The organism is Vibrio sp. Vb1127 (assembly GCF_033338735.1).
Classification (GTDB): Bacteria; Pseudomonadota; Gammaproteobacteria; order Enterobacterales; family Vibrionaceae; genus Vibrio; species Vibrio alginolyticus.
This window is the reverse complement of sequence record NZ_JAWOTF010000029.1, coordinates 1-26,360: the sequence shown is the minus strand read 5'-3', so window position 1 is coordinate 26,360 and position 26,360 is coordinate 1. Positions and strand designations below refer to the sequence as shown.

The 26,360-nt window shown below is 46.4% G+C and carries 23 protein-coding genes; 12 read left to right on the top strand and 11 right to left on the bottom strand.

The features are described 5' to 3' along the window. The first annotated feature begins 103 nt into the window (after positions 1–103). Positions 104–1,297, top strand: a complete 1,194-nt coding sequence (locus tag R7H07_RS21760; RefSeq protein ID WP_206960099.1) for a multidrug effflux MFS transporter — start codon at positions 104–106, stop codon at positions 1,295–1,297. Between the two features lie 91 nt (positions 1,298–1,388). Further along, positions 1,389–1,670, top strand: coding sequence for a hypothetical protein (locus tag R7H07_RS21755; RefSeq protein WP_005378786.1), 282 nt, complete (start codon positions 1,389–1,391; stop codon positions 1,668–1,670). A gap of 31 nt (positions 1,671–1,701) precedes the next feature. Here the strand turns inward: R7H07_RS21755 and R7H07_RS21750 are convergent, their stop codons facing one another. The 4 genes from R7H07_RS21750 to R7H07_RS21735 all read right to left on the bottom strand — a co-directional run bounded on the left by R7H07_RS21750 (position 1,702) and on the right by R7H07_RS21735 (position 4,155). Then, positions 1,702–2,157 carry a DoxX family protein gene (locus R7H07_RS21750; RefSeq protein ID WP_054702525.1) on the bottom strand — a complete coding sequence of 152 codons (456 nt, stop codon included), beginning with the start codon at positions 2,155–2,157 and terminating at the stop codon, positions 1,702–1,704. 10 nt (positions 2,158–2,167) lie between these two features. Beyond that, on the bottom strand, positions 2,168–2,926 hold the full coding sequence (locus R7H07_RS21745; protein WP_206960100.1) for a DNA-binding domain-containing protein: 759 nt from the start codon (positions 2,924–2,926) through the stop codon (positions 2,168–2,170). After that, a complete protein-coding gene (locus R7H07_RS21740) occupies positions 2,923–3,795 on the bottom strand; it encodes a DUF692 domain-containing protein (protein WP_206960102.1) in 873 nt (290 codons plus the stop codon). Before R7H07_RS21740 ends, R7H07_RS21745 begins: the two co-directional genes overlap by 4 nt. 99 nt (positions 3,796–3,894) lie before the next feature. Beyond that, positions 3,895–4,155, bottom strand: coding sequence for a DUF2282 domain-containing protein (locus R7H07_RS21735; RefSeq protein ID WP_005378779.1), 261 nt, complete (start codon positions 4,153–4,155; stop codon positions 3,895–3,897). Positions 4,156–4,436: 281 nt separating this feature from the next. On the opposite strand from R7H07_RS21735, the gene uvrD reads away from it, so the two are divergent. After that, a complete protein-coding gene (gene uvrD / locus R7H07_RS21730) occupies positions 4,437–6,611 on the top strand; it encodes a DNA helicase II (RefSeq protein ID WP_005378778.1) in 2,175 nt (724 codons plus the stop codon). A gap of 930 nt (positions 6,612–7,541) precedes the next feature. Here uvrD and ggt read toward each other — a convergent pair. From ggt to rarD, 4 genes are all read right to left on the bottom strand, one after another. After that, positions 7,542–9,308: a gamma-glutamyltransferase gene (gene ggt / locus R7H07_RS21725; RefSeq protein WP_064354413.1), complete on the bottom strand. Its 1,767-nt coding sequence runs from the start codon at positions 9,306–9,308 to the stop codon at positions 7,542–7,544. A 111-nt stretch (positions 9,309–9,419) separates the two neighbouring features. Continuing rightward, positions 9,420–10,079 (bottom strand): LysE family translocator, encoded by a 660-nt coding sequence (locus R7H07_RS21720; protein ID WP_005378776.1) that lies wholly within the window; start codon positions 10,077–10,079, stop codon positions 9,420–9,422. A gap of 91 nt (positions 10,080–10,170) precedes the next feature. Continuing rightward, positions 10,171–10,968: an AraC family transcriptional regulator gene (locus R7H07_RS21715; protein WP_005382915.1), complete on the bottom strand. Its 798-nt coding sequence runs from the start codon at positions 10,966–10,968 to the stop codon at positions 10,171–10,173. Positions 10,969–11,039: 71 nt separating this feature from the next. Beyond that, positions 11,040–11,957 carry an EamA family transporter RarD gene (gene rarD, locus R7H07_RS21710; RefSeq protein WP_085570144.1) on the bottom strand — a complete coding sequence of 306 codons (918 nt, stop codon included), beginning with the start codon at positions 11,955–11,957 and terminating at the stop codon, positions 11,040–11,042. A 178-nt stretch (positions 11,958–12,135) separates the two neighbouring features. Between rarD and recQ the strand changes: the two genes are divergently transcribed. The 3 genes from recQ to R7H07_RS21695 all read left to right on the top strand — a co-directional run bounded on the left by recQ (position 12,136) and on the right by R7H07_RS21695 (position 15,194). Next, on the top strand, positions 12,136–13,971 hold the full coding sequence (recQ, locus tag R7H07_RS21705) for an ATP-dependent DNA helicase RecQ (protein WP_104975689.1): 1,836 nt from the start codon (positions 12,136–12,138) through the stop codon (positions 13,969–13,971). Positions 13,972–13,980: 9 nt separating this feature from the next. Next, the gene (locus tag R7H07_RS21700; RefSeq protein ID WP_206960105.1) at positions 13,981–14,286 is read left to right on the top strand and encodes a DUF3630 family protein; all 306 of its coding nucleotides are present in this window, start codon (positions 13,981–13,983) and stop codon (positions 14,284–14,286) included. Between the two features lie 233 nt (positions 14,287–14,519). Then, positions 14,520–15,194 (top strand): 7-cyano-7-deazaguanine/7-aminomethyl-7-deazaguanine transporter, encoded by a 675-nt coding sequence (locus R7H07_RS21695; protein WP_005378770.1) that lies wholly within the window; start codon positions 14,520–14,522, stop codon positions 15,192–15,194. Positions 15,195–15,417: 223 nt separating this feature from the next. On the opposite strand, the gene R7H07_RS21690 is transcribed toward R7H07_RS21695, so the two are convergent. The 3 genes from R7H07_RS21690 to rhlB all read right to left on the bottom strand — a co-directional run bounded on the left by R7H07_RS21690 (position 15,418) and on the right by rhlB (position 20,066). Next, positions 15,418–17,061 carry a sugar nucleotide-binding protein gene (locus R7H07_RS21690; protein WP_206960110.1) on the bottom strand — a complete coding sequence of 548 codons (1,644 nt, stop codon included), beginning with the start codon at positions 17,059–17,061 and terminating at the stop codon, positions 15,418–15,420. 172 nt (positions 17,062–17,233) lie between these two features. Then, on the bottom strand, positions 17,234–18,727 hold the full coding sequence (gppA, locus tag R7H07_RS21685; RefSeq protein ID WP_005382885.1) for a guanosine-5'-triphosphate,3'-diphosphate diphosphatase: 1,494 nt from the start codon (positions 18,725–18,727) through the stop codon (positions 17,234–17,236). A gap of 19 nt (positions 18,728–18,746) precedes the next feature. After that, positions 18,747–20,066, bottom strand: coding sequence for an ATP-dependent RNA helicase RhlB (gene rhlB, locus R7H07_RS21680; protein ID WP_005378764.1), 1,320 nt, complete (start codon positions 20,064–20,066; stop codon positions 18,747–18,749). Positions 20,067–20,177: 111 nt separating this feature from the next. Here rhlB and trxA point away from each other — a divergent pair, with 111 nt between their 5' ends. The 6 genes from trxA to fre all read left to right on the top strand — a co-directional run bounded on the left by trxA (position 20,178) and on the right by fre (position 25,997). After that, entirely contained in the window at positions 20,178–20,504 is a 327-nt protein-coding gene (gene trxA / locus R7H07_RS21675) for a thioredoxin TrxA (protein WP_004745500.1), read from the top strand. A gap of 196 nt (positions 20,505–20,700) precedes the next feature. After that, the gene (gene rho / locus R7H07_RS21670) at positions 20,701–21,960 is read left to right on the top strand and encodes a transcription termination factor Rho (protein WP_005378757.1); all 1,260 of its coding nucleotides are present in this window, start codon (positions 20,701–20,703) and stop codon (positions 21,958–21,960) included. Positions 21,961–22,065: 105 nt separating this feature from the next. Beyond that, positions 22,066–23,058 (top strand): hypothetical protein, encoded by a 993-nt coding sequence (locus R7H07_RS21665; RefSeq protein WP_206960112.1) that lies wholly within the window; start codon positions 22,066–22,068, stop codon positions 23,056–23,058. Between the two features lie 91 nt (positions 23,059–23,149). Further along, positions 23,150–25,003 carry a 4-hydroxy-3-polyprenylbenzoate decarboxylase gene (gene ubiD, locus R7H07_RS21660; RefSeq protein WP_005378755.1) on the top strand — a complete coding sequence of 618 codons (1,854 nt, stop codon included), beginning with the start codon at positions 23,150–23,152 and terminating at the stop codon, positions 25,001–25,003. Further along, positions 25,000–25,269 (top strand): 2Fe-2S iron-sulfur cluster-binding protein, encoded by a 270-nt coding sequence (locus tag R7H07_RS21655; RefSeq protein ID WP_009696789.1) that lies wholly within the window; start codon positions 25,000–25,002, stop codon positions 25,267–25,269. Before ubiD ends, R7H07_RS21655 begins: the two co-directional genes overlap by 4 nt. Positions 25,270–25,283: 14 nt before the next feature. Further along, positions 25,284–25,997: an NAD(P)H-flavin reductase gene (fre, locus tag R7H07_RS21650; protein ID WP_005382872.1), complete on the top strand. Its 714-nt coding sequence runs from the start codon at positions 25,284–25,286 to the stop codon at positions 25,995–25,997. Positions 25,998–26,360 lie beyond the last annotated feature (363 nt).

Below are 26,360 nucleotides of genomic sequence, written 5' to 3'. Positions count from 1 at the left end.
AATTTCCTCTGAGGAATAATGCTCATGATTATACATCATTTCCATTCATATCATCAGATGATTAAGCTTTACCCAAAGTTCTTTATCCAATTCGGAGTGTTGTGTGTCTAGCCAGTTTTCTAATAGTAAAAAACAGATGGCGTTATTGACCCTTTTGGTTCTTTTCAGTCCTTTAGCGATTGATATTTATCTACCTGCTTTACCTCTTATTGCTTCCACTTTTCAGGTCGATAATGCGCTAGCACAAGACACGATCACTTGGTTCTTATTTGCTATGGGTGTTGGTCAGCTATTCGCAGGTCCCCTAGCAGATAAACTCGGACGTCGAACTGTTGCACTGGGCGGTATCACCATTTACGCGATGAGCGCTTTATTGGCGTGGAGTGCTCAAAATATTGAGTGGATGTTGGTTTCCCGACTGCTACAAGGCTTAGGTGCGTGTGCGACATCGGTAGCAGCCTTTGCAACAGTTCGCGATATCTTTGGCCCGGAAAAAAGCGGCAAAATGATCAGCTACCTTAACGGTGCGATTTGTTTCATTCCGGCTTTAGCTCCAATTCTAGGTAGCTGGTTAACTCAGCAATTTGACTGGCGTGCTAACTTTAGCTTTATGGCGGGTTTTGCTGTGGTGTCTGGATCATTAATGTTTTTCATGATGAAAGAGACTAACCCGTCAACAGAAAAGCAAGCCGTGTTTAAGCTTAGTCGGTATTGGGCAGTGCTTAGCACACCATCTTTTGTTTTCCATGCGTCATTATGCTTGATGGCGATGGCGGTTATTCTTGCTTACGTTACCTCAGCACCGTCGGTATTGATGACGGGGATGGGGCTGTCGATGAATGAATTCACTTTCTGGTTTGGTGTAAATGCGGTGATAAACATTGCGGCATGTATGCTGGCGCCTAAGTTTATGGAGCGCGTTGGAACTCACAACACCTTGGTCACCGGGATCTCAACTCTGGGCCTCGCAGGTGTGATCATGCTAGTGATGAATGGTCAGAATACCGCGCTTTCTTTCATGCTACCTATCTTCATGTCTTCTGTAGGTTTTGCATTCATTCTGGGTGCAGCGGCAGGGAAAGCGTTAGAACCGTTTGGTGATAAGGCGGGCACGGCAGCTGCACTGCTTGGATTGTTCCAAATGAGTGGCTCTGGTTTGTTGGTGGGTACACTGCAACGCTTATCTCTGGATCCACAAACCTTGATCGCAATTCATATGTGGGTCCTATTACCTGCGTTGGTCGTTCTGTTTACAAAAGCAGGGAGGAACTGGCACTCGAGCTTTGCGAAAGCGTAAATCAGTGTAATTTAGTATTTTCCAATGTAAGTAAGGCGTGTATATTTGTCACTCAGACTTTTCCTGACACCATAACGGAACTCAAAAAGTAATGTCGTTAACCACGTATGAAATGGCTCGTATTCTAGAGCAAATGGAAGATTCACCAGAAAAGGTGATGTTTGGCAAGTTGCTTAATGAGCTGGGTAATCAAAGCTCCGAGCGTATTCGTAGTGCGGCTAAACAAGTACCTCTGCCAATTTTGCGTGATATCGTGTACCAATTTCAGCAAGTGATTGAGTCACGCAAAGATGAACAAGTCGAGCAGATGGCAAAAGACCTCGCTCAGCAAGGTATCTCAGCAGAAGAGCTACTGGCTTACTTGAATAAATAATAAAAAATCCCCGCATGATGCGGGGATTTTTTTAGCTCGTCATTTTCTTTTTCAGGATGTGGTCCAAAGACAGCGGTCCTGGCCCCCATACGATTACGATAAGAATCATCAATCCCCAAAGTTGGTGGTCATAAAAACCTTTCTCCCACAACAGTGGGTAAGAGATCACTGCGATGATGTTGAACACAAACAGCATTGCTGCCATCGGGCGGGTAATCAATCCTAGTGCCAAGAACACCGGTAGAACCAACTCCGCAGCCGTACCTAAATAAGCCGCCAATTCCCATGGCAAGATTGGCACTTGGTATTCCAGCTCAAATAAGTACAACGTGCTATCCCAAGACGAGATTTTGATTAGTCCTGAATTGAAGAACACCCAAGCAACCCAAAAGCGACAAAAGAGAAGTAGTAAAGGGACAAAGCCTGCTTGTAAGGTACTGATTAAATCGTCGTACCGATTCACTAAGTTTTTAACCGTATCCGTCATAGAGTGCTCCTTAGATTGATTGCAATGTAAAGCCGTCAACGATATCGAGTGCCATGATGCGATTGAGATGAGCGAGTAAAACTTCAGGTATTTCGCTCAAACTCTGTTTCTGCTCTAAACATTGCAGCAGTTGGAACACATCGGCATCGAGTGCGTGACACAAGGCTTCTCCATTGGCTTGAATCGAGATGACACCTTGCTGTAATTGGTTGATATTAAGTTGTTCGAATTGCCCAGTTTGAATCGCGCTAAATAGATCGAATACTGCGTAGTTGGAGTCAAAGTTGCGGCAGCCCTTTTTAAGGTGTAAGACTAAAGCGGGTTGTTGCTCTTCACTCACTTCGCCAAGTAACGCAAGCGGTTTTAATTTCGCTGCATTGGATTGTTCATACTGTACTTGACGAGCTAGGTCGATATGCCACTCGAAGCGTGCTACTTCAGGGCTGTAAGGTGCTTGTGCGATCACTTGACTAAACTGCATGATGGTGTCTTGAAAGCCTTCGCCATAATGCACCACATTTCCTTCTTTTAATGGGTAAGAAAGAACATGCTGGCGAGCTATCTGTTCAAAGCATTCTTCACCAAGCAGCGCTTCAACCATCGGGTAGGTCGCGGATAACACCTCGCTTAAGCTGACGATAAAGTTATTGCGGTAAATCTGCATGCGTTCATCAGCGGTAAACGTATCACTGGCAATATCGCAATCTTCACCGAGTGCTTGATAGTGTAGGGCTTTAGCAAACTGGCTTTGTAAGGTGGCTAGATTCATGATGCCTTCCTTGGTTCGCTTTGTTCACTTGGAAGTGTGCCTTGCAACAGTAGTTGCGATGCTTTCTGTGCTTCTTCGAGCAAGACTTCTGGCGCGGGGATATCCAAATCCCATTCAATCAACGTATGACGTGGACCGTGTTTTTTTGTCCACTGCGCTAACAGTTGCCAAACTTCATCACTAACTGGGCGGCTATGGGTATCAATCCATATCTCACCTTTGTCGAGTTGTTTGATGGTAAAACCTGCCAAGTGAATCTCATCCACTTTGTCGGCTGGAATCGCATCTAGGTATGTGTCGCAATCAAAACCGTGGTTGAACGCCGAAACATAAACATTGTTTAGATCGAGCAATAAACGACAGTCAGTGCGCTTTTGCACTTCGGTAAGAAACTCCCATTCGCTGATGGTCGAATGTTGAAACTTCACATAACTAGATGGGTTCTCTATCAAGATCTCGCGTTGCAAATATTCCTGCACTTCATTCACGTTACGAGTGAACACGTTGAGCGCTTCTTCCGTATACGGAAGTGGAAGCAGGTCATTAAAGTAGTGACCGCCGTTTTCACTCCAACTTAAATGGTCAGAAACAAGGATTGGGTCGATTGAGTTAATCAGTGCTTTAAGTTGCGCAAGATGCTTTTGACTAACACGTTCCACCGAACCTAGCGACAAACCAATACCGTGGCAGCTAATTTGATATTGCTCGCGAAGCGTTTGTAGCTGATGGCGCTCTGTTGCATTGGGTTGGAAATAGTTTTCACTGTGGATTTCTAACCAAGACAACTCGGGTTGGTTTTGGCTAAAGTAATCGAGGTGAGGGGTTCTTAATCCAACTCCAACAAGGTCGTGGAAGGTGTGGTGTTTCACGTGAAACTCCTTTTCAAATCGTGCGGGAAGAGAAGGATGCGTCTTGGCTTTGCGTTGGTTGAGCGTCAACGCATCCTCACAATAGCTAGCGATAAAAGATTATGAAGAAGAAGTGCTACCGCCAGCGAGTTTGTCACAAAGACCTTTTGGTACGACTACGAATGCGTCTTTTTGGTTATCTTCTTTAGAAGTACCAGCGCATGAGCTGCTTTTTGTTGCACAGTCGTTTTTACCTGCTTTAGAAACGCCATAGCACTTTTCTTTTTCAGCAGCGACAGCTGGAGCTGCAGTTAGCATTGTGCCACCAAGAGCTAGAAGACCAGTAACAGCAGCAGTAACAGCTAGATTCGACTTTTTCATAATAAATTCCTCTGAATGATTTCCTTTACTTTAAGTTGGCAAGATGAATCACCTGTTTTGGCGTTTTTGTTATCAACTTGCTTAACTTAAAAGATAGGAAACTGGCTAAAAAACTTTCAGAAAAATTTCTGAAGTAAATGGGTTTGCAGGGTCAAATAGGTATAACTAATTGATGTGTTGGGCAAAAAAACATCGATTTTTTTATCAAGTTTTGTCTAAACAGCACCCGGTTGTTTAGGTTATAATCGGTTTTTATGTATAAATAACCAGTAGCTCTCATCATGATGGATCCATCTCTATTACTCGACGGTTTGAACGATAAACAACGTGAAGCCGTTGCAGCACCTCTAGAAAACTTGCTCGTTCTTGCTGGCGCAGGAAGTGGTAAGACACGCGTTCTTGTTCACCGTATCGCTTGGCTGATGTCGGTCGAGCAAGCTTCTCCGTTTTCAATTATGTCGGTAACCTTTACCAATAAGGCGGCGGCAGAGATGCGTGGACGTATCGAAGAGCTAATGATGGGCAGTGCAGGCGGTATGTGGAATGGTACTTTCCACGGCATTTGTCACCGTATTCTGCGTGCACACTATCTTGATGCGAAGCTACCGGAAGATTTCCAAATCATTGACAGTGACGACCAGCAGCGTCTGCTAAAGCGTTTGATCAAAGCGCAAAACCTCGATGAGAAGCAATGGCCTGCACGCCAAGTGGCATGGTGGATTAACGGTAAGAAAGACGAAGGTCTGCGTCCGTCGCACATTGATGCGTACCATGATCCAGTGACCAAGACATATCTACAGTTGTACACCGCTTACCAAGAGGCGTGTGACCGTGCTGGTTTAGTCGATTTTGCGGAGATCTTGCTGCGCGCACATGAGCTACTGCGTGATAACAAGTTCGTTCGTGAACACTACCAAGCACGCTTTAAGCACATCTTGGTGGATGAGTTCCAAGATACCAACAACATTCAATATGCTTGGCTACGTATGATGGCGGGTCCTGAGTGTCACGTGATGATCGTAGGTGATGACGACCAGTCGATTTATGGTTGGCGTGGTGCAAAAGTCGAGAACATTGAGAAGTTTACGCTCGAATTCCCAAGCGTGAATACCATTCGTCTTGAGCAAAACTACCGTTCCACTAAGACCATTCTGGAAGCATCTAACACCCTGATTGCGAATAACACCGAGCGTATGGGTAAAGAGTTGTGGACGGATGGCGTGGTCGGTGAGCCTATCTCGGTTTACAGCGCTTACAACGAATTAGATGAAGCCCGTTTTGCGGTGAACAAAATCAAAGAGTGGCAAGACAAGGGCGGTGCTCTGAATGACGCTGCGATGCTTTACCGTAACAACGCCCAGTCGCGTGTTCTGGAAGAAGCGTTAATTCAAGCCGGTCTGCCTTATCGTATCTATGGCGGCATGCGATTCTTCGAACGTCAGGAAATCAAAGATGCCTTGAGCTACATGCGTCTGATTGCCAACCGTAACGATGATGCAGCGTTTGAACGTGTAGTGAATACGCCAACGCGTGGTTTGGGCGATAAGACGCTTGAAACCATCCGTTTTGCGGCTCGTGACCGTGGTTGCACCATGTGGGAAGCGAGTGTAGCTATGTTGGACGAGAAGGTGCTTGCTGGTCGCGCTGCTGGTGCTCTGAGCCGTTTTATCGAGCTTGTCACCGCGCTAGAAGACGACACCTTAGAGATGCCGCTGCATCACCAAACTGACCATGTGATTAAATACTCGGGCTTGTTCGCGATGTACGAGCAAGAGAAGGGCGAAAAGTCTAAGGCACGTATTGAGAACTTGGAGGAATTGGTGACCGCAACTCGCCAATTCGAGAAACCAGAAGAAGCCGAAGACATGTCACTGCTGACGGCATTCCTAACCCACGCAGCACTAGAAGCGGGCGAAGGACAAGCGGACGAATTTGAAGATGCGGTTCAGCTCATGACATTACACAGTGCGAAAGGTCTAGAGTTTCCATTGGTGTTTATGGTCGGTGTGGAAGAAGGCATGTTCCCAAGCCAAATGTCGGCAGAAGAAGCAGGGCGCTTAGAAGAAGAACGCCGTCTGTGTTACGTAGGCATGACCCGTGCGATGCAGAAACTGTACATCACTTATGCTGAAATGCGTCGTTTGTACGGTCAGGATAAATACCATAAACCGTCTCGCTTTATCCGTGAACTGCCAGAAACTTGTTTAGATGAAGTACGAATGAAGGCGCAAGTTAGCCGTCCTTCAAGCAGTGGTCGATTTAGCCAAACTGTTGTGAAAGAGAGCTTTAATGAAACCGGCTTTACGCTAGGTTCTCGTGTGATGCATCCAAAGTTTGGTGAAGGCACCATCATCAACTTCGAAGGCAGTGGTCCACAGAGCCGTGTACAGATTGCCTTTAACGGTGAAGGCATCAAATGGTTGGTAACTGCTTACGCACGACTAGAGAAACTGTAAGGCTTGACCAAAACTCATACCAATCGTAGTGAATAACTGGTCATTCTAGCTTGTTAAAATACTCGATAACTGCGTTGCAATTTTTGATTGTAGAATAACTACTTATCGAAAAATTGCGCCTTGTTCTCAAGCATTTTCCCTACGCTATTTCTGATCACTTATTTACTGTGATTGGTATCATCAACTTAAGAGCTGCTTCGGCGGCTCTTTTTGTTTGTGCAGTTTTGGTGTCGCTAACGCAGGAAAAAATGGAATGATAAATGGAGTTCGAAAGCGCGATTTAACGGTGCAGATGAGAAAAACTTTAGGCAAAGAAAAACCCCGAGGGCTTGCGCCCATCGGGGTTATAGTCTTACTCGCAGCAATCCGGCTACTAAGAGTGCTCCATGCATCTAATCCATGATAGTGTGCTGAATCCGTCAGCTTAATCCTTACGTCGCCTTCCTAGCGGTGTCCTTAATGACCTTATCCTGGTCTGCTAACTATCCTCGTTAGCTCTCATCACTTGTTCCCTGAGCGGTGTCCCTGACATCATCCTGATGTTCAAATCCTTGCCTCGTCCAGAGGTGTCCATTTCCCGTCCTTAGTAGCAACCATCCTAGTCACTATTGATTCCGTTCAATGTCCAATTTTGCAATCCATGCCCGACTATTCATCCTGAATAACCGTTTCTTCTTCCTGAAGTTCACCAAGTCCGTGGTGTTTCCTGTTCCGTGTCAGCATCCTTCCGACAGGTTTAATATTACGTGTTTAACGATTTCCAACAACGGGCTAATCTCACATTTTTTCACTCTCTTAGCGTTCAAAAAAGATACATAAATATTAAATTCAATGACTTATGCTCTTTGTTGTACGGTTTTACCATTAAAAAAGAGAGGTTTGCTCAACCCTTTGTGAGAGATCTCGCACAAGGGGTCGAGCGAAAGACTCTTACTGCCCGATAGCGGCACCTTCACGTCTTGGATCCGCAGCGCCTTCAAGACCGTCTTTTGTTATGCGTATCGCATGCAGACCAGAGTTCAAATCCCGAACATCGGTTTTAAAGCCCATCTTCTCCAGAGCAGGCTGTAAGCCCTCTGCGGCGGTACCTTGCTCAATATCTAAGGTGCCAAAACGGTTCAGCAATCGTGGCTGATTAATCGCGCTTTGGATGTCCATATCCCATTGCGTGTGGGCGATAATGGCTTGTGCGACGTAACCAATAATGCGGCTGCCACCCGGTGAGCCAATTGCCATGTAAGGCTTGTCATCCTTCATCATAATGGTTGGTGCCATAGATGAACGTGGGCGTTTGCCCGGTTCTAATCGGTTTGCGATTGGCACACCATCTTGATGCGTGCGGAAAGAGAAATCGGTCAGTTCGTTATTGAGCAAGAAGCCGCGTACCATCAAGCGTGAGCCAAAGGCGTTCTCGATGGTTGTTGTCATTGAAACCACATTGCCTTGCTTATCGACGATATTGAAATGGCTAGTGGAAGGCAGCTCGATCGATTGGTCCATGCTTAAGTTCATGGCGTGCGACCAAGGAGGATTACCGGCTTCAGCCTTACTCAAGGCTTTACCGACTTGAATGAGCTCAGCACGTTGTTTGAGATAATCTTTATCAAGCAAGCCTTCGGTTGGCATTGGCACATAATCTTGGTCAGCCATGTATTTACCACGATCCGCGAACGCAAGGCGCGATGCATCGGCGATCACTTGCCATGATTTCGCGCTTTCGGCTCCCCAACCTTTAAGATCGTATTGCTCGGTGATCGCGAGAATCTGTCCAACCGTCAATGCGCCAGAGCTAGGTGGTCCCATGCCGCAGATGTCATAGCTTTGGTAAGCCGCACAAACCGGTTCACGTTGCTTGATTTGGAACGCATCAAAGTCAGGTTGTGCCAATACGCCAGGATTGCCCGGTGCATTTTGTACGGTCTTGATGATGTCTGTGGCGATATCGCCTTGATAGAAAGCTTTTGCCCCTTGCTCTGCAATTGCCGTCAGAGTTTGCGCGTATTCAGGGTTCTTCAACAACGTGCCTTCGGCTTTTGGTGAGCCGTCTGGATTGAAGAAGTAAGCCTTAGTCGCAGGGAAGCGTGATAGGCGCTTAGCATCTTTCTCAATCAGACTCGCGAGGCGAGGACTGACTTCGAAACCTTGCTCAGCCAAGGTAATCACGGGTTGGATTATCTTCTTCCATTCCAACTTGCCGTATTTCTGGTGCGTGTCCCACAGCAGTTTCACTGTACCAGGAGTGGCAACGGAACGCCCACCGACAACCGCATCGTAAAATTGCAGTGGTTGTCCTTTGTCATCTAGGAAGAGTTTCGGCGTTGCGGCGAGCGGTGCGGTTTCGCGTCCATCATACGTAGTCAGTTTTTGTTTCTCACTGTCCCAATACACTAAGAAGGCGCCACCACCAATGCCTGATGATTGCGGTTCTACCAAGCCCAGCATCAGCTGCACGGCAACCATAGCATCAATAGCATTACCACCTTGGGCAATAACATCCGCACCAGCTTGGGTTGCAATTGGGTTAGCAGCGGTAACCATATAATCTTTCGCTTTGATCAATTGCTTTTGCTCGAAGCCAGTACTGTGCTCCGGCGCAACCGCATCTGCTGCTTGGTTAGCAAAGACTGAGGTAGATAAGATTAGTGGGGAAGTAAGAAAAAGACCCGTGGTCACGAGTCGGTTGAACGTCCAATGCATGATGACTCTCCATGTTGCCAGTTTTGTGCTTTGAGCTTGGCAGTTATGGAGAGTCACGTCGAGTCAGCAATCTTAGAAATGTCGATTGTGCTACGCTTTTAAATCAGTACTTTATCCGATAAAAGTATTGATAGTTTGGTATAGAATACTGCCGCCCACTAGAGTAAATACCACGCCGCATAGACCGTCGATGTAGATACCCGCTTGTTGCAATTTACGCTGTAAGCGCTGTGTCGACAGCATCCATGCAAGGCTAGAGAACCAGAATAGCGACAAGCCAAACAGGATGACCAGTGCAATACCTTTGCCAGTAATCGACATACCTGCTGGGACTAAACTCGACATCAAACTGACAAAGAACACCAGGGCTTTTGGGTTAAGAATGTTGGTCGCAAACCCTTTAGCAAACGCTTGACGCTTATTGCTGATCACTAGGTTATTTTGCTTCTTAGGTTGATCCGTCAGTGGGTTTTGGATCATCGAGATCACGGCACGCAATGCGCCAATTCCTAAGTAGAGCAGGTAACTACCACCGAGCAGTTGTACCACGGAATACAGCACTGGGTGCTGGTGGACGACAAAACTCACACCTGTCAGGCTGAACAAAGAGTGCAGCAAAATACCGACGGACAATCCCAACGCAATGTACAAGCCAGTTTGACGACCATGACGCGTCGCATTTTGTACGACCAGCGCAAAGTCCGGACCTGGACTCATTAGGGCAATAAAGTGAATGCTGGCGAGTGTCAGCAATATGGTGGATTCATTCATAACACATCTCAAATTTAACCAATGCGGCTATTGTCGTGGTAAGTCACCTGTGGCGCTTGTAAAAAACTGACAGCTTTCTCGGTAAATGAAATTAACGAGCCACTTGAGAAGGGGAAACGCCGTAGGTCTGTTTAAACGCTTTGCTGAAATGCGCTTGATCATAGAAACCGATTTGATGAGCGACGTCGGTACCACATTGACCAGCTTGCAGTAACTTCATGCCTTGTTCAAGGCGCAGGCGTGCGAACCATGCATAAGGCGTCATGCCAGTTTGCGCTTTAAAGTGGCGCTGGAACTGAGTTGGGCTCAGTTGGCACAGCTCTGAAAGTGAATCCAAACGCACCGCTTGGTCAAGGTTAGCCATTAGATAATCTTTTAACGTCCCAAGCGATTGGTTTCCTAGCGGCACCACTTTTTGTCGCTCAAGCGATCCGTAGCGATCAAAAAGTTGGTTAAATCCTTCAAAAGGAAGGCAATCTTTGGTGAGTTGGCTGAGGTTTTCACGACGAAGCAGCCCGTGTAAGTTACTAAGTTGTGAAAATATCTGCGGATCCGAGATGATCAGTTCGTTGAAGTGTATTATTTGACCGTTTTGCTTAAGATCAGCCAGATCGCTCAATAGATGAGGTTCGATCGCAAACACATTTACTTCGTAGCCACTCTCGAGCTTAGATTGCCCGTCGTGCAGCTCATCCGGCGGCATAATCACAATTTGCCCGTGACCAACTTGGTGGCTGTTACCTTGGTATTGGAACTTCTGCGCACCATGCGTGATCAGGCCGAGATGAAAATCCAGATGGTAATGCCTTTGAAAAGCAAATTTCTGGTATTTCGCCTCTATTAGACTCAAGTTGTCATGGTCGGTTGCGTAGTACTGAATATGTTCCATTAAATAAAAAAGCTTGGTCACATTATGACCAAGCTTATCTGGCAATTTCTAACTTGTCTTGTAAAAAACGATCACTGTGGCTGAACGATTCGGCGTGAGCGACGGTTATTACGTAATCCATCAAAGCTAAACACGACTAGTGCTCCCCAAATAAAGACGAAAGTGATCGCTTTATCCATGGTAAAGGGTTCGCCATACATCAATACTGCAAGTAAAAACATTAAGCTTGGGCCTATATATTGGAAAAAGCCCAAAGTCGATAATTTGAGTCTTGTTGCTGCACCCGTAAAGCACAGCAGTGGTAGGGTTGTTATAACCCCAGCCGCGATCAACAAACTATTTAACGTAAGTGGATTCGTAAGCATATTTGAGGTTGGTGTATCGGCAATAAAAAGCAAATAAACAGCGGCCACTGGCAGTAGAAGTAATGTCTCGATAAACAAGCCAGTTTTTGCATCGACACTGACTTTCTTTCTTAATAAGCCATAAAAGCCGAAGCTCATTGCTAACGCCATCGCAACAACAGGTACGGAGCCAAATACAATCAGTTGAACGAGTACGCCACAACCTGCCAATACAACCGCGAACCACTGTAATTTACGCAGTCTCTCTCCCAAAAATACCATCCCGAGTAAGACGTTGATCAGTGGGTTAATGTAATAACCTAAGCTGGCGTCGAGCATATGATTCGAGTTTACCGCCCAAATGAAAATCAACCAATTGCCGCCAATTAAAATGGAACTTGCGATCAGGTAAGCGATTTTCGTTTTGTCTTTCGCGATGTGGTAAGCCGAGCGCCAGTGACGGCCAAAATGGAGGAGTGCAGCAAGCAAAAAGAAAGACCATATCACTCGGTGGCTGAGAATTTCCAAAGGAGATACTTGTGCGATGGACTTAAAGTACATCGGCGCAATGCCCCACATGGTATACGCGCCAATCGCTAGCAAGATGCCTTGCCGCGCGCGTTGTTGTTCGTCTTCTGGTGTCATGAAGTGTCACCTAATTGTGTGTTTTATAGAGCAGAAAATCAGTATACGAGTCGTGATGCGAAACACCTAACAATTTGCGGTTTTATTCACCATGAAACCCCATTACAATGTGCCCTCACTTTGTGTGCCAGTGGTATGCATAAGCACCTCTTTTTTAAGACCCAATCTGAGACTTTTCATGACCTCGACCTTGTTAGCCGAACAATCTGATTCGCCTGTAACGCCTCAACGTGTGTTGGAGGATGTGTTTGGTTACCAAGAGTTCCGTGATGGTCAGCAGTTGGTGATTGATGCTGCGGTAGAAGGTCGCGACAGCTTAGTTATCCTGCCTACTGGTGGCGGTAAGTCGCTGTGTTATCAAATCCCTGCTTTGGTTCGCTCTGGTATTACTTTGGTGATTTCTCCGCTTATCTCGCTGATGAAAGACCAAGTGGACCAGCTTAAAGCCAACGGTGTAGCGGCTGAATGCATTAACTCGACCATGCCTCGTGAAGAACTGCTCAGCGTATATAACCGCATGCACACTGGTCATCTTAAGTTGGTGTACGTCTCACCAGAACGCGTATTGATGCGTGATTTCATTGAGCGCTTGGAAAACTTGCCGCTATCGATGATTGCTGTCGATGAAGCGCACTGTATTTCCCAGTGGGGACACGATTTTCGGCCAGAATACGCCGCGCTTGGTCAGCTTAAGCAGCAGTTTTCCCATGTGCCATTTATGGCGCTGACGGCGACAGCAGATGACGCAACGCGCCGAGATATTCTTGAACGCCTGCAACTGAATAATCCAGAGGTTTACCTAGGCAGCTTCGACCGTCCCAACATTCGCTACAACTTAGTTGAGAAGCACAAGCCGGTTTCGCAAATCGTTCGTTATCTTGAAACCCAAAAGGGGAATTGCGGCATCATCTATTGTGGTAGCCGTAAGAAAGTTGAGATGGTGACCGAGAAGCTGTGCAACAACCACATTCGTGCTGCTGGTTATCACGCAGGTATGGATGCCGATGAGCGCGCTTACGTTCAAGAAGCTTTCCAACGCGATGATATCCAGATCGTGGTGGCGACCGTGGCATTCGGTATGGGCATCAACAAACCAAACGTGCGTTTTGTGGTTCACTTTGATATCCCGCGCAATATCGAGTCTTACTATCAGGAAACGGGTCGTGCAGGGCGTGATGGTTTGCCTGCCGAAGCGATGATGTTGTATGACCCGGCGGACATCAGTTGGCTGCGTCGTATGTTGGATGAGAAAGACGATGGTCCACAGAAGCAGGTGGAAACCCACAAACTGAATGCGATGAGTGCCTTTGCTGAGGCGCAAACCTGTCGTCGTCAGGTGCTATTGAATTACTTTGGTGAGTATCGTGAGAAGCCATGTGGCAACTGCGATATTTGCTTAGATCCACCGAAACACTTTGATGCCACGGAAGAAGCGCGTAAGGCGTTGTCTTGTGTGTACCGTGTTAATCAGAGCTTTGGTATGGGCTACGTGGTAGAAGTGCTACGTGGCATGCAAAACATTCGTGTACGTGAAAATGGGCACGATAAGATTTCTACTTACGCGATAGGGCGCGATCATAGCCACGATTACTGGGTGAGTATTTTCCGTCAGTTAATCCACAAAGGGCTGCTGTTCCAAAACATCACGCGTAACTCAACGCTGCAACTTACCGAAGAGGCGCGTCCGTTGTTGCGTGGCGATGTGACTCTGGAGTTAGCGGTTCCACGTTTAGACACCGCAGCACGTGCGGCGAAGTCGGAAAAACTGACCAGTAAGAACTACGACAAGAAGCTGTTTGCTAAGTTACGCAAGCTGCGTAAATCGATTGCTGATGAAGATGGTTTGCCACCATACGTGGTCTTTAGTGACGCGACTCTGATTGATATGGCGGAGATCTTGCCAACGTCTTACGGCGAAATGCTGGCAGTGAGTGGCGTTGGTCAGCGCAAACTAGAGAAGTACGCCGACCCATTCCTCGATTTGATTCAAGAACACATTACTCACCACGGATAAGGAACCAAGATGCAAAAGGAATTTGGCTTAGCGGATTACATGGCACAAGAAGGGCGCTTAATCATTACCGCGCCGAGCTTTGACCTTGATAGCTTTCCTGCTTTAGGTGAGCGTTTAGTTGGACTGCTTTCTGCTGCTGTGGTGGAAAAACAGTGGGATGCGGACATTCACTCTTGGTTGATTGACTTTGAAGGTTGCCGACTGTTTATGAAAGCAGAGCATTACAGCGAAGCGATTTGGTTTGAAGCGTTAGCGATTGAAGAGAGCAGGGAAGAGTTGGATTATCTTGCAGGGTTGTTCCAACGCGGCTTCTAAAAATAGAATTTTTTAGAAAGGGTGTTTCACATGAAACACCCTTTTTTATGCTCAAACGTTTGCGCAAAACAGACGACTTGCGGCGAAAAGTGGTTAATGTATAATCGCCCACCGCTTCGCTCAGAATGAGCCAAGCCAGTTTATTTTTCATTTTACATTGTTGGTAAGAGCCACTTTATTCAGTGACTCGATTTGGGTTCCCTCACCCCCAAACCAAACTAAAAAGGTATCGCATGAGTAACTTTACCCCTGCGCAGCAGCGCAACGCCCTTATCTATCTGGTTCTATTCCACCTAGTCATTATTGCATCTAGCAATTACCTAGTTCAGCTACCGTTTACTATCTTCGGTTTCCATACCACTTGGGGTGCATTCACTTTCCCATTTATCTTCTTAGCGACTGACTTAACTGTACGTATTTTCGGTGCTCAGTTGGCACGTAAGATCATCTTCTTAGTGATGTTGCCTGCTTTGGCAGTGTCTTACTTCTTATCGGTGGTGTTCTTCGAAGGTCAATTCCAAGGTTTTGGTCACCTAGGGGAATTTAACTTATTCGTTGCTCGTATCGCGATTGCTAGTTTCATGGCGTACTTACTTGGTCAGATCATGGATGTGCACGTGTTCAACCGCCTACGTCAAATGAAGCAATGGTGGGTGGCACCAACGTGTTCAACGCTTTTCGGTAATGCACTTGATACCATCGCTTTCTTCGCCATTGCGTTCTACCAAAGCCCAGATCCATTTATGGCTGAGCATTGGACGGAAATCGCGCTGGTGGATTACGGCTTCAAACTGATTATTAGTCTTGGTTTGTTCGTTCCTATGTATGGCGTACTACTGAATTACCTAATTAAGAAGCTGACTGCGGTGAACCCTGACTTTAAGGTGACCACAAGCGTTCAGTCTTAATATCAGTGGGAACCCCGAAAGCCGCTTGCTCAAATCAAGCGGCTTTTTTGTGCCTGTTTACTTGGGGTTAGAGGGTTTTGTACAGCATGGGGAGTAATTAGATCATGGGTGTCCAAAAGCTCCCTAAGCTGTACAAAGGTAAAAATGGAGTAATAAAAAAGGTCCCGAGTGAGACCTTTTTATCGAAGTTACGGAACGTAGAGGAAGCTAGTTGGTGAAATGGCTACCGGAGCATCTTCTCAATCAAAATGGCTTTTTGCGCATCGAAGGCGCCAAGTTGCAGGCCGTTCTCCCAACTGATGCTTTGATTGAACATCGCCAGCATCAAACCGACACTGCGTTGATTGGCGTCCTGCCAGCAATCAGATTCGCTGTACTCTCCATCATTTATCGCGTTGCCATTAACGAGAATGGGCTCGAAACGCCATTTTTCGCCGACACGGTAGTAGCCTTTACTGGTTAAGGTCTGGTTGGATTGAATCGTTAAAATGTGCTCGATGCCCGGCTCACCGGTTAATTCAAATACAAATCTTAGCTGGTGGTCGCCACATTGCAGCTCAACGATCAGTTGGCCGTTTTCCTCAATCAGTGTTGACTGAGAGTAGTCTCCGAAGCAGTGCAGCAACCAAGAAATAGGGTGACTGGCTGTTTCAAGAAACCACTCTTTGAGTGTGAAGGTGCCCGGTAGGTTAACTTGGGTGATTAGATTGACCACACAAGGTTGGGTTTGCGAGGTGAGCCATTTCTCTATCGTCTTGGCGGTCTCTAGCTGAGCAAAGGCGTAATTAACCAATAGGTTGGAGTTCGGTTGCTGCCAGTGAGTGATGTCGGAATTCAATCCCACCAATGGCTTTTCACAAATCAGCTTGGTTGAACCTAACGTCTTTATGATCTCTGCATGAGTATGCGCAGGTGTCGCGATGGTCACGACATCGAGTTGTTTGAGTGCGCTGATGTTCGTTTCTGCCTTTAGGATTGCTTCCTCACTGCACGCTTGCTGAAGCGGTTCTATTTGGTTGGCGCATAACGTTGTGACCGATACACCATTGTTTCGATAGTGGGGAATGTGCGTGCGTCCCCAGTTGATTCCTATGATGCCAGCTTGTTTGATTTGCTCTGGTTTGTTGAAACGTTCACTCAATGGCGGCAAGGCAATTCGTTCATCGGTTAGACGTTGGTCATGGTGATAGTCATTGCTTGGCAGCACTTGCCATGGCTTGTTGTAATGCTGTTTGAGTGCACAAACGAGTTCGTAGAAATTCCACTTATCCTTTAAGTTGCTATCAAGATGGTATAAACCGGCTTCGTTCCGCTCAATAAGCTGCAAAAAGGCGAGTGCAGTATCGTCCATATGAGAAGTCGCGGGATACCAAGCTGTGCTAGCGGTAATAACGCCGTACTCTTCATGTTGGCGGTCGAGATGCGCCAACATGTTATTGCCTTCTGCTTGGTGATGGAGCTGCCAACCAATTCGAGCAACCATCGCATCTGGATTTGCTTGCCAGATTGCATCTTCACAACGAACTTTGTATTTGCCGTAATCATCTTGGGTGTTTCTTTCTTCAAAGATGCCATAAGGCCCGTTTTTTGTGGCATCAAATACCATTGCTGTGCTGACAAAGAGGTAAGGAATATTATGGCGTTTGCATTGCTCACCAAGCCACGCTGCCCACTCTTCACTTCCCATCGCCATATGGCACACCGCATTGATGTGGTGTTGCTGCCAAAATTGTTCACTTTGCTGTAGATCATCCGGCGGGATTTGGTGGTGATTCCACTCCAATATGTTCCAGCCGCGTAGGTGAAACTGATGAGCGACTTTTGGGGCGAGGGTGCCAGTTAAGCCAGTCATTAAAACGGTTTTCATGATGGTGCATCTTGGTTGGCTAAATTGTGTTTATCAATAAAGCATGGCTGTTTTTCGATGTAGAGCGGAGAAGCTGAGATTTTTGCTGGGCAGCACGTTTTGTAGGGGAAGTAGATGCAAAAAAGCCCAAGCGAACGCCTGGGCTTTAGTATTGTAAGGCAGTGATATTCGCTTATTTTGCTACGATATTTAATGGCCAGCCGATGTCTGTCTGACGGTTGGATTCAATTTCCAACTCAGCCGCAGTCAGTGGGTTTTTCTCTAGCCATTGCGCATCAATGTGTAACGTTAGATTGTCGCCTTCAACTGTTAGAGTCACATTTGGCTCTAGATCAGGATTGCGACGATGGCTGAGTAGAACCGCAAGACGCAACAGTCTCAATACTCGTTTGGCACTTGAGCCTGATAATGCATGCTGCTCAGGTAAAGAAGTGAGCTGTTCGCGATAGCGACGAGCCACTTCACCAATAAAGAACTTCTGTGCGCGCGTGTAACCAGGCAGATCCAAATTCTGTAGCAAGTAAGCACTATGCTCTCCGCCTTTTTTGAAATCGATAGTTAAGCCAATTTCATGCAGTTTTGCGGCGGTCTCGAGTAATATCTTGCCCTGAGGCTCTGTAATCCACTCATCGCCCCCAGCTTGCTGTAAAAGCGTGTGTGCCAGAGTAGCGACTTGTTCGCCGTATTGGTGATCGAGCTGATAGCGATTTTGTACGCTAGCGATAGTGCGGGCACGAATGTCTTCTTGGCGAAGCTCTTCAACCATCTCATACACTAAGCCTTCGCGTAGTGCGCCGCCAGCGAGTGTCATAGCATCGATTTCAAGCAATTCAAAAACGGCAATCAAAATAGAGAGGCCACTAGGGAACACTAATGCCCGCTCAAGTGTTAAGCCTTCAATATCGAGCTCTTCTAAATGGTCGGCCAACATGGCTTGCTTCTGTAGACGCTTGAGTTTGGAGTGAGTGATTACTTCGTCCATGCCTTGCGCCAGCATTATCTCTTGCAATGCCTGAACAGTGCCTGATGCACCAACACACACATCCCAACCAATTTCTGTATAACGTTCTAAAATCGGCTGAATGGTCTGTTTCGCTCCTTCAATTGCCGCGTCAAAGTTACGAGCATTCAATTGGCGATCTTTAAAGAAGTTTTCAAGCCAAGTCACGCAGCCCATTTTTAAGCTGGTCAGTGCTTTGGCTTCGAAACCTTCACCGATAATCAGTTCGGTACTTGCTCCACCGATATCGACTACAAGGCGACGACCACTACCGCCAGAGGTGTGAGCGACACCTTTATAGATAGTGGCAGCTTCTTCTTCACCAGTAATCACTTCGATAGGCTGGCCTAGAATTTGGTTAGCCTTTTCTAAAAACACATCTACATTGGTCGCGGTACGTAATGTTGCAGTACCGACGATGCGAATGTTTTGTTTAGGAATGTCCTGCAAGCGTTCCGCAAATAGACTTAAGCAGTCCCATCCTCGCTGCATAGCTTCCATACTAAGAGAATTATGTTCATCTAAGCCCGCTGCTAGACGAACTTTGCGCTTAATTTTAGCCATTGTTTGAACGCTGCCATCGATGTGACGCACAACGAGCATGTGAAAACTGTTCGACCCGAGGTCGATGGCGGCATATAGCGGTGATGATCCTGCTTGACTCATAAACGAACTCAGTTTCCTATTACGATTGTTTTGGTGCCGATTGACGCGGTTGGCGTGGACGACGTCCCTGCGGCTTACGGTTACCAGAACCAGAACGGGTACCGCCAGTATTCGTGCGGCGCTGTTGGTTGCGTGGTGCACGCATACGAATCGGAGCCGGTAGATCTTGAATCAGTGCCGACGAATCGTACTCTGAAACTGGGATTGTATGCTCAATGTATTCTTCGATTGCTGGTAGGTTAACCGCGTACTCTTCACAAGCAAAACTGATCGAATGGCCGCTCGCACCAGCGCGACCAGTACGGCCAATACGGTGAACATAATCTTCACAGTCGTCAGGAAGGTCGTAGTTGAAAACGTGCGTTACCTGAGGAATATGCAGGCCACGCGCTGCAACGTCAGTTGCAACTAAGATGTCGACATCACCTTTGGTGAATTGCTCAAGAATCTTCTCACGCTTCTTCTGCGGTACATCGCCAGTAAGAAGGCCTACACGGTGTCCATCGGCAGCCAAATGTCCCCAAACCGATTCACACTTATGCTTGGTATTGGCAAAAATGATAGCGCGATCTGGCCACTCTTCTTCAATTAGTGTTTGAAGCAGCGCCATTTTGTCTTCATTCGAAGGATAGAAAAGCTCTTCCTGGATACGGTGGCCAGTTTTTTGTTCTGGTTCGACAACGACATGCTCAGGAGTATTCATGTGTTCGAATGCCAGTTCTTGAACGCGGTAAGACAGCGTTGCTGAGAACAGCATGTTCAAACGCTCTTTTGGCTCAGGCATACGACGGAACAAGAAGCGAATGTCTTTAATAAAGCCAAGATCGAACATGCGGTCGGCTTCGTCCAGAACAACAGCTTGAATATTGTTGAGGTTAAATACGCGCTGTTTGTAGAAATCGATGATACGGCCTGTTGTTCCGATCAGAATATCTACGCCGTCTTGCAGTTTCGCAAGTTGCTTGTCGTAGCTTTCACCACCGTAAGCTAGAGCGGTTTTTAGACCTGTGCTTTCAGTTAATGATTCTGCATCATTGTAAATCTGAATAGCGAGCTCACGTGTAGGCGCCATAATAATTGCGCGTGGCTGTGTAGGCTTACGACCTTCATGTTCCGGAGTCGTCAGAAGGTGGTTGAACGTAGCAGTAAGAAACGCGAGCGTTTTACCAGTACCCGTTTGGGCCTGGCCTGCGATGTCTTGGCCGGTGAGCAGGACCGGCAACGCCAAGGCTTGGATAGGGGTACAAAATTCGAACCCTTTTTTGTCCAATCCTTCAATAACTTGGGGCTTTAAGCCCAAATCGGCGAACTTTTGCTCTGTGATATGCGTCTTTTTCATGGCTATAGAATATCAGCTAAAGCTTGCAATACGAAAGTAAATACATTCCAATAGGGCATCTAATTACTGGTTATCATCCAACCAGTTTCGAAAAACACATTGGAGTGGAAGATGAGTGATAAGATTTTGCAGCTAACTGATGACGGTTTTGAAAACGATGTAATCAACGCTGCAGGCCCGGTTCTAGTGGATTTTTGGGCAGAATGGTGTGGTCCTTGTAAAATGATCGCTCCTATTTTGGACGAAATCGCAGACGAGTACGAAGGCAAACTCACTATCGGTAAACTAAACATCGACCATAACGCAGGTACACCACCTAAGTTTGGTATTCGCGGCATTCCAACGCTATTACTATTTAAAGATGGTAACGTAGCGGCAACGAAAGTAGGTGCTCTGTCTAAAACTCAACTAAAAGAGTTCCTAGACGCAAACTTATAATCACCAAGTGATTACAGATAAAACCGTGCAAAGTTACAATGCACGGTTTTGTTTTTCTAACTCTGGACTAGAATACTAATTAGTGCTAACTTATCGCGCGTTAATTGAACAAATTTCTCTTCTTGGTCGATCCTGAGACCAAATCCATCTTAACTAGAAAACAGATCTTATTTTGACTAAACAAGAATCCACCACCATGAACCTTACCGAACTGAAGAACAGACCTGTGTCTGACCTTGTAAAACTGGGCGAAAGCTTAGGATTAGAGAACCTAGCTCGCTTAAGAAAACAAGACATCATCTTCGCGATTTTAAAAGCGCACGCGAAAGGCGGCGAAGACATCTTTGGCGATGGGGTTCTGGAAATTCTGCAAGACGGCTTTGGTTTCCTACGCAGTGCAGATAGTTCATACCTTGCGGGTCCGGACGATATCTACGTATCACCAAGTCAGATTCGTCGCTTTAACCTACGTACTGGTGACTCTATCGCTGGTAAAATTCGTCCACCAAAAGACGGTGAACGTTACTTTGCCCTTCTAAAAGTCAATACCGTTAACGACGATAAACCAGACAACGCCCGTAACAAGATCCTATTTGAAAACCTTACTCCTCTACATGCGAATGAGCGCATGGTTATGGAGCGTGGTAACGGTTCAACAGAAGACATTACAGCACGTGTTTTAGACTTGGCATCGCCAATCGGTAAAGGTCAACGTGGTCTGATTGTTGCTCCGCCTAAAGCGGGTAAAACAATGCTTCTGCAAAACATCGCGCAAAGCATCGCGTACAACCACCCAGAGTGTGAGTTGATGGTTCTTCTTATCGACGAACGTCCAGAAGAAGTAACTGAGATGCAGCGCCTAGTTAAAGGTGAAGTGGTTGCGTCGACTTTCGATGAGCCAGCATCTCGTCACGTACAAGTAGCGGAAATGGTGATCGAGAAAGCAAAACGTCTTGTTGAACATAAGAAAGACGTGGTTATCTTGCTTGACTCTATCACTCGTCTAGCTCGTGCTTACAACACCGTAGTGCCTTCATCAGGTAAAGTACTAACTGGTGGTGTGGATGCAAACGCATTACATCGTCCTAAGCGTTTCTTCGGTGCTGCACGTAACGTAGAAGAAGGCGGCAGCCTAACTATCATCGCAACGGCACTAGTAGATACTGGTTCTAAAATGGATGAAGTTATCTACGAAGAGTTCAAGGGTACAGGTAACATGGAACTGCACTTGAACCGTAAGATTGCTGAGAAGCGTGTATTCCCTGCGATTGACTTTAACCGCTCAGGTACACGTCGTGAAGAGCTACTGACGAAGACTGACGAACTACAGAAGATGTGGATTCTGCGTAAGATCGTTCACCCAATGGGCGAAATCGACGCAATGGAATTCCTAATCGACAAGCTAGCGATGACGAAGACCAACGATGAGTTCTTCGATGCGATGCGTCGTCAATAGTCTCAAATAATCATTCTGCGAAAAGCCACCGTATATCGGTGGCTTTTTTATTGCTTTCTCCCGATAGAAGTATCAGAATGAAGGAAATGTTATCGGGAGGTTAACATGCAACAAGGAATGTTGTCGTCATTACTCCTGAGCTTGTCACTTATCACTCTACCTGCGACATTATCTGCCAAGGAAATGCATGAGTCTGTAGTAGAACAGTGGCTTCAGGATACTCAAATACAGACTAAAGTCTCTGAACTGCTTGATTACGCTGTCAGAGATGAAGTCGACTCGCTTAAATTTGCCCTTGATCGACTTGCTTTGCCTCAACAAGAGGTGGTGCGCTTTCAATTATTGGAAAAGCTTGAAAAGCAAGATGTGATTCTCACGCCTCGAATGGCTCTGTTTGTTGAGTCCCAGATCCGTATGACCCCGACTTATCAAGTGTTAGAGCGAGGTGATGGGTATGAATTTAGTGTACCCGCTTTTAACTTTCCCGTTATTGCGAGTCGCTTGATTAAGCGCTGGAAACAAGACCAAAGTACCTTGGACTTTGTCTTACAAGCTGAACGAAGAGAGCTTAACTTAAAGCAATGGCTTACAGGGCCATCTCAACAAGCTCAAGCGCGTGAAGCGCTTTTGATTCGAGAGTTAGACAGCTTATCACCCAATGCGCTTGCTGCATTAACGACCCAGTTAACCAAAGCAAATGTGACCAGTTGGTTACCATCGACGGCCGTGATAGTCAGGTTGGCACAAGTTAGTCAGGATGAGGAAGTGTACAACTTACTCTGGCGGATGAAAGCCGATTACAACAGCCAGTCCGAACTTGAGCGTTTAGCTGCGGTTGGAGACGTTTTTTCCATTCAGCAATTGATGAATGCCACAGTTAACCCATCACTCAAGCCAGAAGCTATTAGTCTACTTACAAAATCTAACCCTCTATCTCCGCAAGTAAAGCAGTTTCTAGTTAGAAAAATGGCGTTATCAGAAGAAGCAACCATGGTTGCTCGAGAGCTTGCTCAACAAGGGCATCAAATCTGGTTGGAAGAGTTAGTATCTTCGAACCATCAGATAAAGACTCGGCAGATTGAACAAGTATTAAAGTAATCTTGCTCACATACCCACACAAAATAGGAGGATCTTAGCGTCCTCCTATTTGTTATACTGCGGACAGTTTAATCAGCCAGCATGAAGGCCTATGAGTTTTAAGGATTTACGCGAATTTATCGACCACCTAGAACAGAAAGGTCGACTTAAACGCATCACTCACCCTGTCGATCCCGCTTATGAAATGACAGAAATCAGCGACCGCACCTTGCGTGCTGGTGGACCTGCGCTGTTGTTTGAGAACCCAATCGGCTACGACGTACCTGTTTTGACTAACCTGTTTGGTACACCAGAGCGTGTCGCAATCGGTATGGGACGTGAAGATGTTAAAGAATTAAGAGAAGTCGGTAAGCTGCTGGCTTATTTAAAAGAACCTGAGCCACCAAAAGGCTTCAAAGACGCTTTAGAAAAACTGCCTGTGTTCAAACAAGTATTGAACATGCCGGCTAAGCGTTTACGTAAAGCACCATGCCAAGACATTGTTTGGCAAGGTGATGAAGTCGACTTGGATAAAATTCCGGTAATGAGCTGCTGGGCAGAAGATGTAGCGCCGCTGCTTACTTGGGGCTTAACCGTAACCAAAGGTCCAAATAAGAAACGTCAGAACCTAGGCATTTACCGTCAGCAGAAAATTGCCAAGAACAAAATCATCATGCGTTGGTTAGCCCATCGTGGTGGTGCGCTTGATCTGCGCGATTGGATGGAAACCAACCCAGGTAAACCTTTCCCAGTTTCGGTCGCGTTTGGTGCAGACCCAGCAACCATTCTTGGCGCAGTAACACCAGTGCCAGATACGCTATCGGAATACGCATTTGCAGGTTTGCTACGTGGAAGCAAAACGGAAGTCGTGAAGTCAGTCAGCAACGATTTGGAAGTGCCAGCGAGCGCGGAAATCGTGATGGAAGGTTATATCGACCCGAACGAGTTTGCTGATGAAGGTCCTTACGGTGACCATACTGGCTACTATAACGAAAAAGAAAAGCACCACGTATTTACTATTACGCACATTACTATGCGTAAAGACCCTATTTATCACAGCACCTACACAGGTCGTCCGCCAGATGAACCAGCTGTATTGGGTGTGGCATTAAACGAAGTGTTTGTGCCTATTCTGCAAAAGCAATTCCCAGAGATTGAAGACTTCTATCTTCCGCCAGAAGGTTGTTCGTACCGAATGGCCGTCGTCACCATGAAGAAGCAGTACCCAGGACATGCCAAGCGCGTAATGATGGGCGTGTGGTCTTTCTTACGTCAATTCATGTATACCAAGTTTGTTATTGTGTGCGATGAATCGGTAAACGCACGAGATTGGAATGATGTCGTGAAAGCCATGTCAGAGCATATGGATCCTGTACGTGATACCTTGATGATAGATAACACGCCAATCGACTCGCTCGACTTTGCTTCACCAGTGGTTGGGCTTGGCTCCAAAATGGGCTTGGATGCGACCATTAAATGGGATGCCGAGCTGGCGACGCGAACCGAGGTCACTGAGCGAGACAGCAAAGCGATTACCGAAGCAGAACTAAATGAGTTGAAACAGCAACGCCCTGAGATTGTTGACGTCTATCTTCCAGTTACAGCAAACAACCAATTTGCTGTCGTGACTATGAAGAAAGACCAAGCTGGTCAATCCCAAGAATTGATGGAACATCTATGGGGCTTCTTTGCTCAGTACACGGATAACAAATTCATCATTTTGTGCGACGATGACGTTAATGCACGAGATTGGAATGACATCATTTGGGCGGTGACAACTCGAATGGACCCAGATAGAGACACGATTCAAGTGCTTGGTAAGACTGAGAGTTCATCCCAATTAGGACTGGATGCGACCAACAAGTTCGAATCTGAAGTCACGCGCGAGTGGGGTACGCCTATCAAAAAAGATCCTAAACTTGTGGCTAAAGTCGATGAGATTTGGGACCAGTTAGGTATTCTATGAGTCATCAAGTCCACCTTCTACCAATGGACGTTACGTTCCAAGTAAAAGAAGGGGAGACGGTGTTGGAAGCTGCGCTCAACAACAATATTCGCTTCCCGCACCGTTGCCAAGTTGGCGCTTGCGCCATGTGCATGTGTAAAAAGCTAACGGGCGAGGTGAGCTATCACCTCGAACCGATGCTAACCGAAAAAGAGCAACAGCAAGGTTGGATATTCCCTTGCCAAGCCTATACAGAAAGTAATTTAGTGCTTACTTTTGACGAGTAAGCGAGAGGAACACCATGACCATCCAATGTAAAGTAAAGTCTATTCAGCCGTTAGCTTGTAATACTTACCAAATCCTTCTTCATCCAGAATCACCAGTGCCTTTTAAAGCGGGTCAGTACCTAATGGTGGTGATGGGTGAAAAAGACAAACGTCCTTTCTCTATCGCAAGCAGCCCTTGTCGTCATGAAGGTGAACTTGAACTGCACATCGGTGCGGCGGAACACAACGCTTATGCACAAGAAGTTGTCGAAGCAATGCAAGCGGCGCTTGAAACTGATGGTCAGATTGAAATTGATGCGCCACATGGCGATGCTTGGGTTCAAGAAGAAAGCGAACGCCCATTATTATTAATTGCTGGTGGTACAGGCTTCAGTTACGTTCGCTCGATTCTGGATCACTGCGTAGCGCAGAATAAAACCAATCCTATCTATTTATATTGGGGGGCGCGCGATAACTGCCAGCTTTATGCTAAAGACGAACTGGTCGAGATTGCCGACAAGTTTGCCAATGTTCACTTTGTGCCAGTAGTAGAAGAAGCTCCTGCAGACTGGCAAGGTAAAGTTGGTAACGTGCTACAAGCTGTAGCTGAAGATTTCGAAAGCTTAGAAAACTACGATATCTATATTGCAGGTCGTTTTGAAATGGCTGGCGCAGCACGTGAACAGTTCACTCAGAACAAGAAAGCGAAGAGCGAACGTATGTTCGCAGACGCGTACGCATTCATTTAAATACGGCTTTTAAGGCAGAAAAAGAGGGTTTTTTACCCTCTTTTTTGCTTTTTTGATGAAATAGTCATCGAACAGTCATTTTTTTCCATTTTTTTTCAAAAAAGGGTTGCGAACGGATCTGAGTTCCCTATAATGCGCATCCACCGACACGGCAGACGCGATAAGGCTTCAGCAGAGTCGGAGAGGTAAAAAGCTTCTACGAAAATAAAATTGAAAAAGTGTTTGACACTGTCAATTAAATCGCTAGAATGCACCTCCGCTTTGAGAGAAAAGCTTCTCGCAAAGCAAGCTCTTTAACAATATAGACCTATCAATCTGTGTGGGCACTCGTTGATGATAATCCAATTAGATACCTCGGTATCA

Coding starts and splice junctions, on each gene's coding strand:
- R7H07_RS21755 (WP_005378786.1), top strand. CDS start 1,389: ATGTCGTTAACCACGTATGAAATGGCTCGTATTCTAGAGCAAATGGAA.
- R7H07_RS21750 (WP_054702525.1), bottom strand. CDS start 2,157: ATGACGGATACGGTTAAAAACTTAGTGAATCGGTACGACGATTTAATC.
- R7H07_RS21745 (WP_206960100.1), bottom strand. CDS start 2,926: ATGAATCTAGCCACCTTACAAAGCCAGTTTGCTAAAGCCCTACACTAT.
- R7H07_RS21735 (WP_005378779.1), bottom strand. CDS start 4,155: ATGAAAAAGTCGAATCTAGCTGTTACTGCTGCTGTTACTGGTCTTCTA.
- uvrD (WP_005378778.1), top strand. CDS start 4,437: ATGATGGATCCATCTCTATTACTCGACGGTTTGAACGATAAACAACGT.
- ggt (WP_064354413.1), bottom strand. CDS start 9,308: ATGCATTGGACGTTCAACCGACTCGTGACCACGGGTCTTTTTCTTACT.
- R7H07_RS21720 (WP_005378776.1), bottom strand. CDS start 10,079: ATGAATGAATCCACCATATTGCTGACACTCGCCAGCATTCACTTTATT.
- R7H07_RS21715 (WP_005382915.1), bottom strand. CDS start 10,968: ATGGAACATATTCAGTACTACGCAACCGACCATGACAACTTGAGTCTA.
- rarD (WP_085570144.1), bottom strand. CDS start 11,957: ATGACACCAGAAGACGAACAACAACGCGCGCGGCAAGGCATCTTGCTA.
- recQ (WP_104975689.1), top strand. CDS start 12,136: ATGACCTCGACCTTGTTAGCCGAACAATCTGATTCGCCTGTAACGCCT.
- R7H07_RS21700 (WP_206960105.1), top strand. CDS start 13,981: ATGCAAAAGGAATTTGGCTTAGCGGATTACATGGCACAAGAAGGGCGC.
- R7H07_RS21695 (WP_005378770.1), top strand. CDS start 14,520: ATGAGTAACTTTACCCCTGCGCAGCAGCGCAACGCCCTTATCTATCTG.
- R7H07_RS21690 (WP_206960110.1), bottom strand. CDS start 17,061: ATGAAAACCGTTTTAATGACTGGCTTAACTGGCACCCTCGCCCCAAAA.
- gppA (WP_005382885.1), bottom strand. CDS start 18,727: ATGAGTCAAGCAGGATCATCACCGCTATATGCCGCCATCGACCTCGGG.
- rhlB (WP_005378764.1), bottom strand. CDS start 20,066: ATGAAAAAGACGCATATCACAGAGCAAAAGTTCGCCGATTTGGGCTTA.
- trxA (WP_004745500.1), top strand. CDS start 20,178: ATGAGTGATAAGATTTTGCAGCTAACTGATGACGGTTTTGAAAACGAT.
- rho (WP_005378757.1), top strand. CDS start 20,701: ATGAACCTTACCGAACTGAAGAACAGACCTGTGTCTGACCTTGTAAAA.
- R7H07_RS21665 (WP_206960112.1), top strand. CDS start 22,066: ATGCAACAAGGAATGTTGTCGTCATTACTCCTGAGCTTGTCACTTATC.
- ubiD (WP_005378755.1), top strand. CDS start 23,150: ATGAGTTTTAAGGATTTACGCGAATTTATCGACCACCTAGAACAGAAA.
- R7H07_RS21655 (WP_009696789.1), top strand. CDS start 25,000: ATGAGTCATCAAGTCCACCTTCTACCAATGGACGTTACGTTCCAAGTA.
- fre (WP_005382872.1), top strand. CDS start 25,284: ATGACCATCCAATGTAAAGTAAAGTCTATTCAGCCGTTAGCTTGTAAT.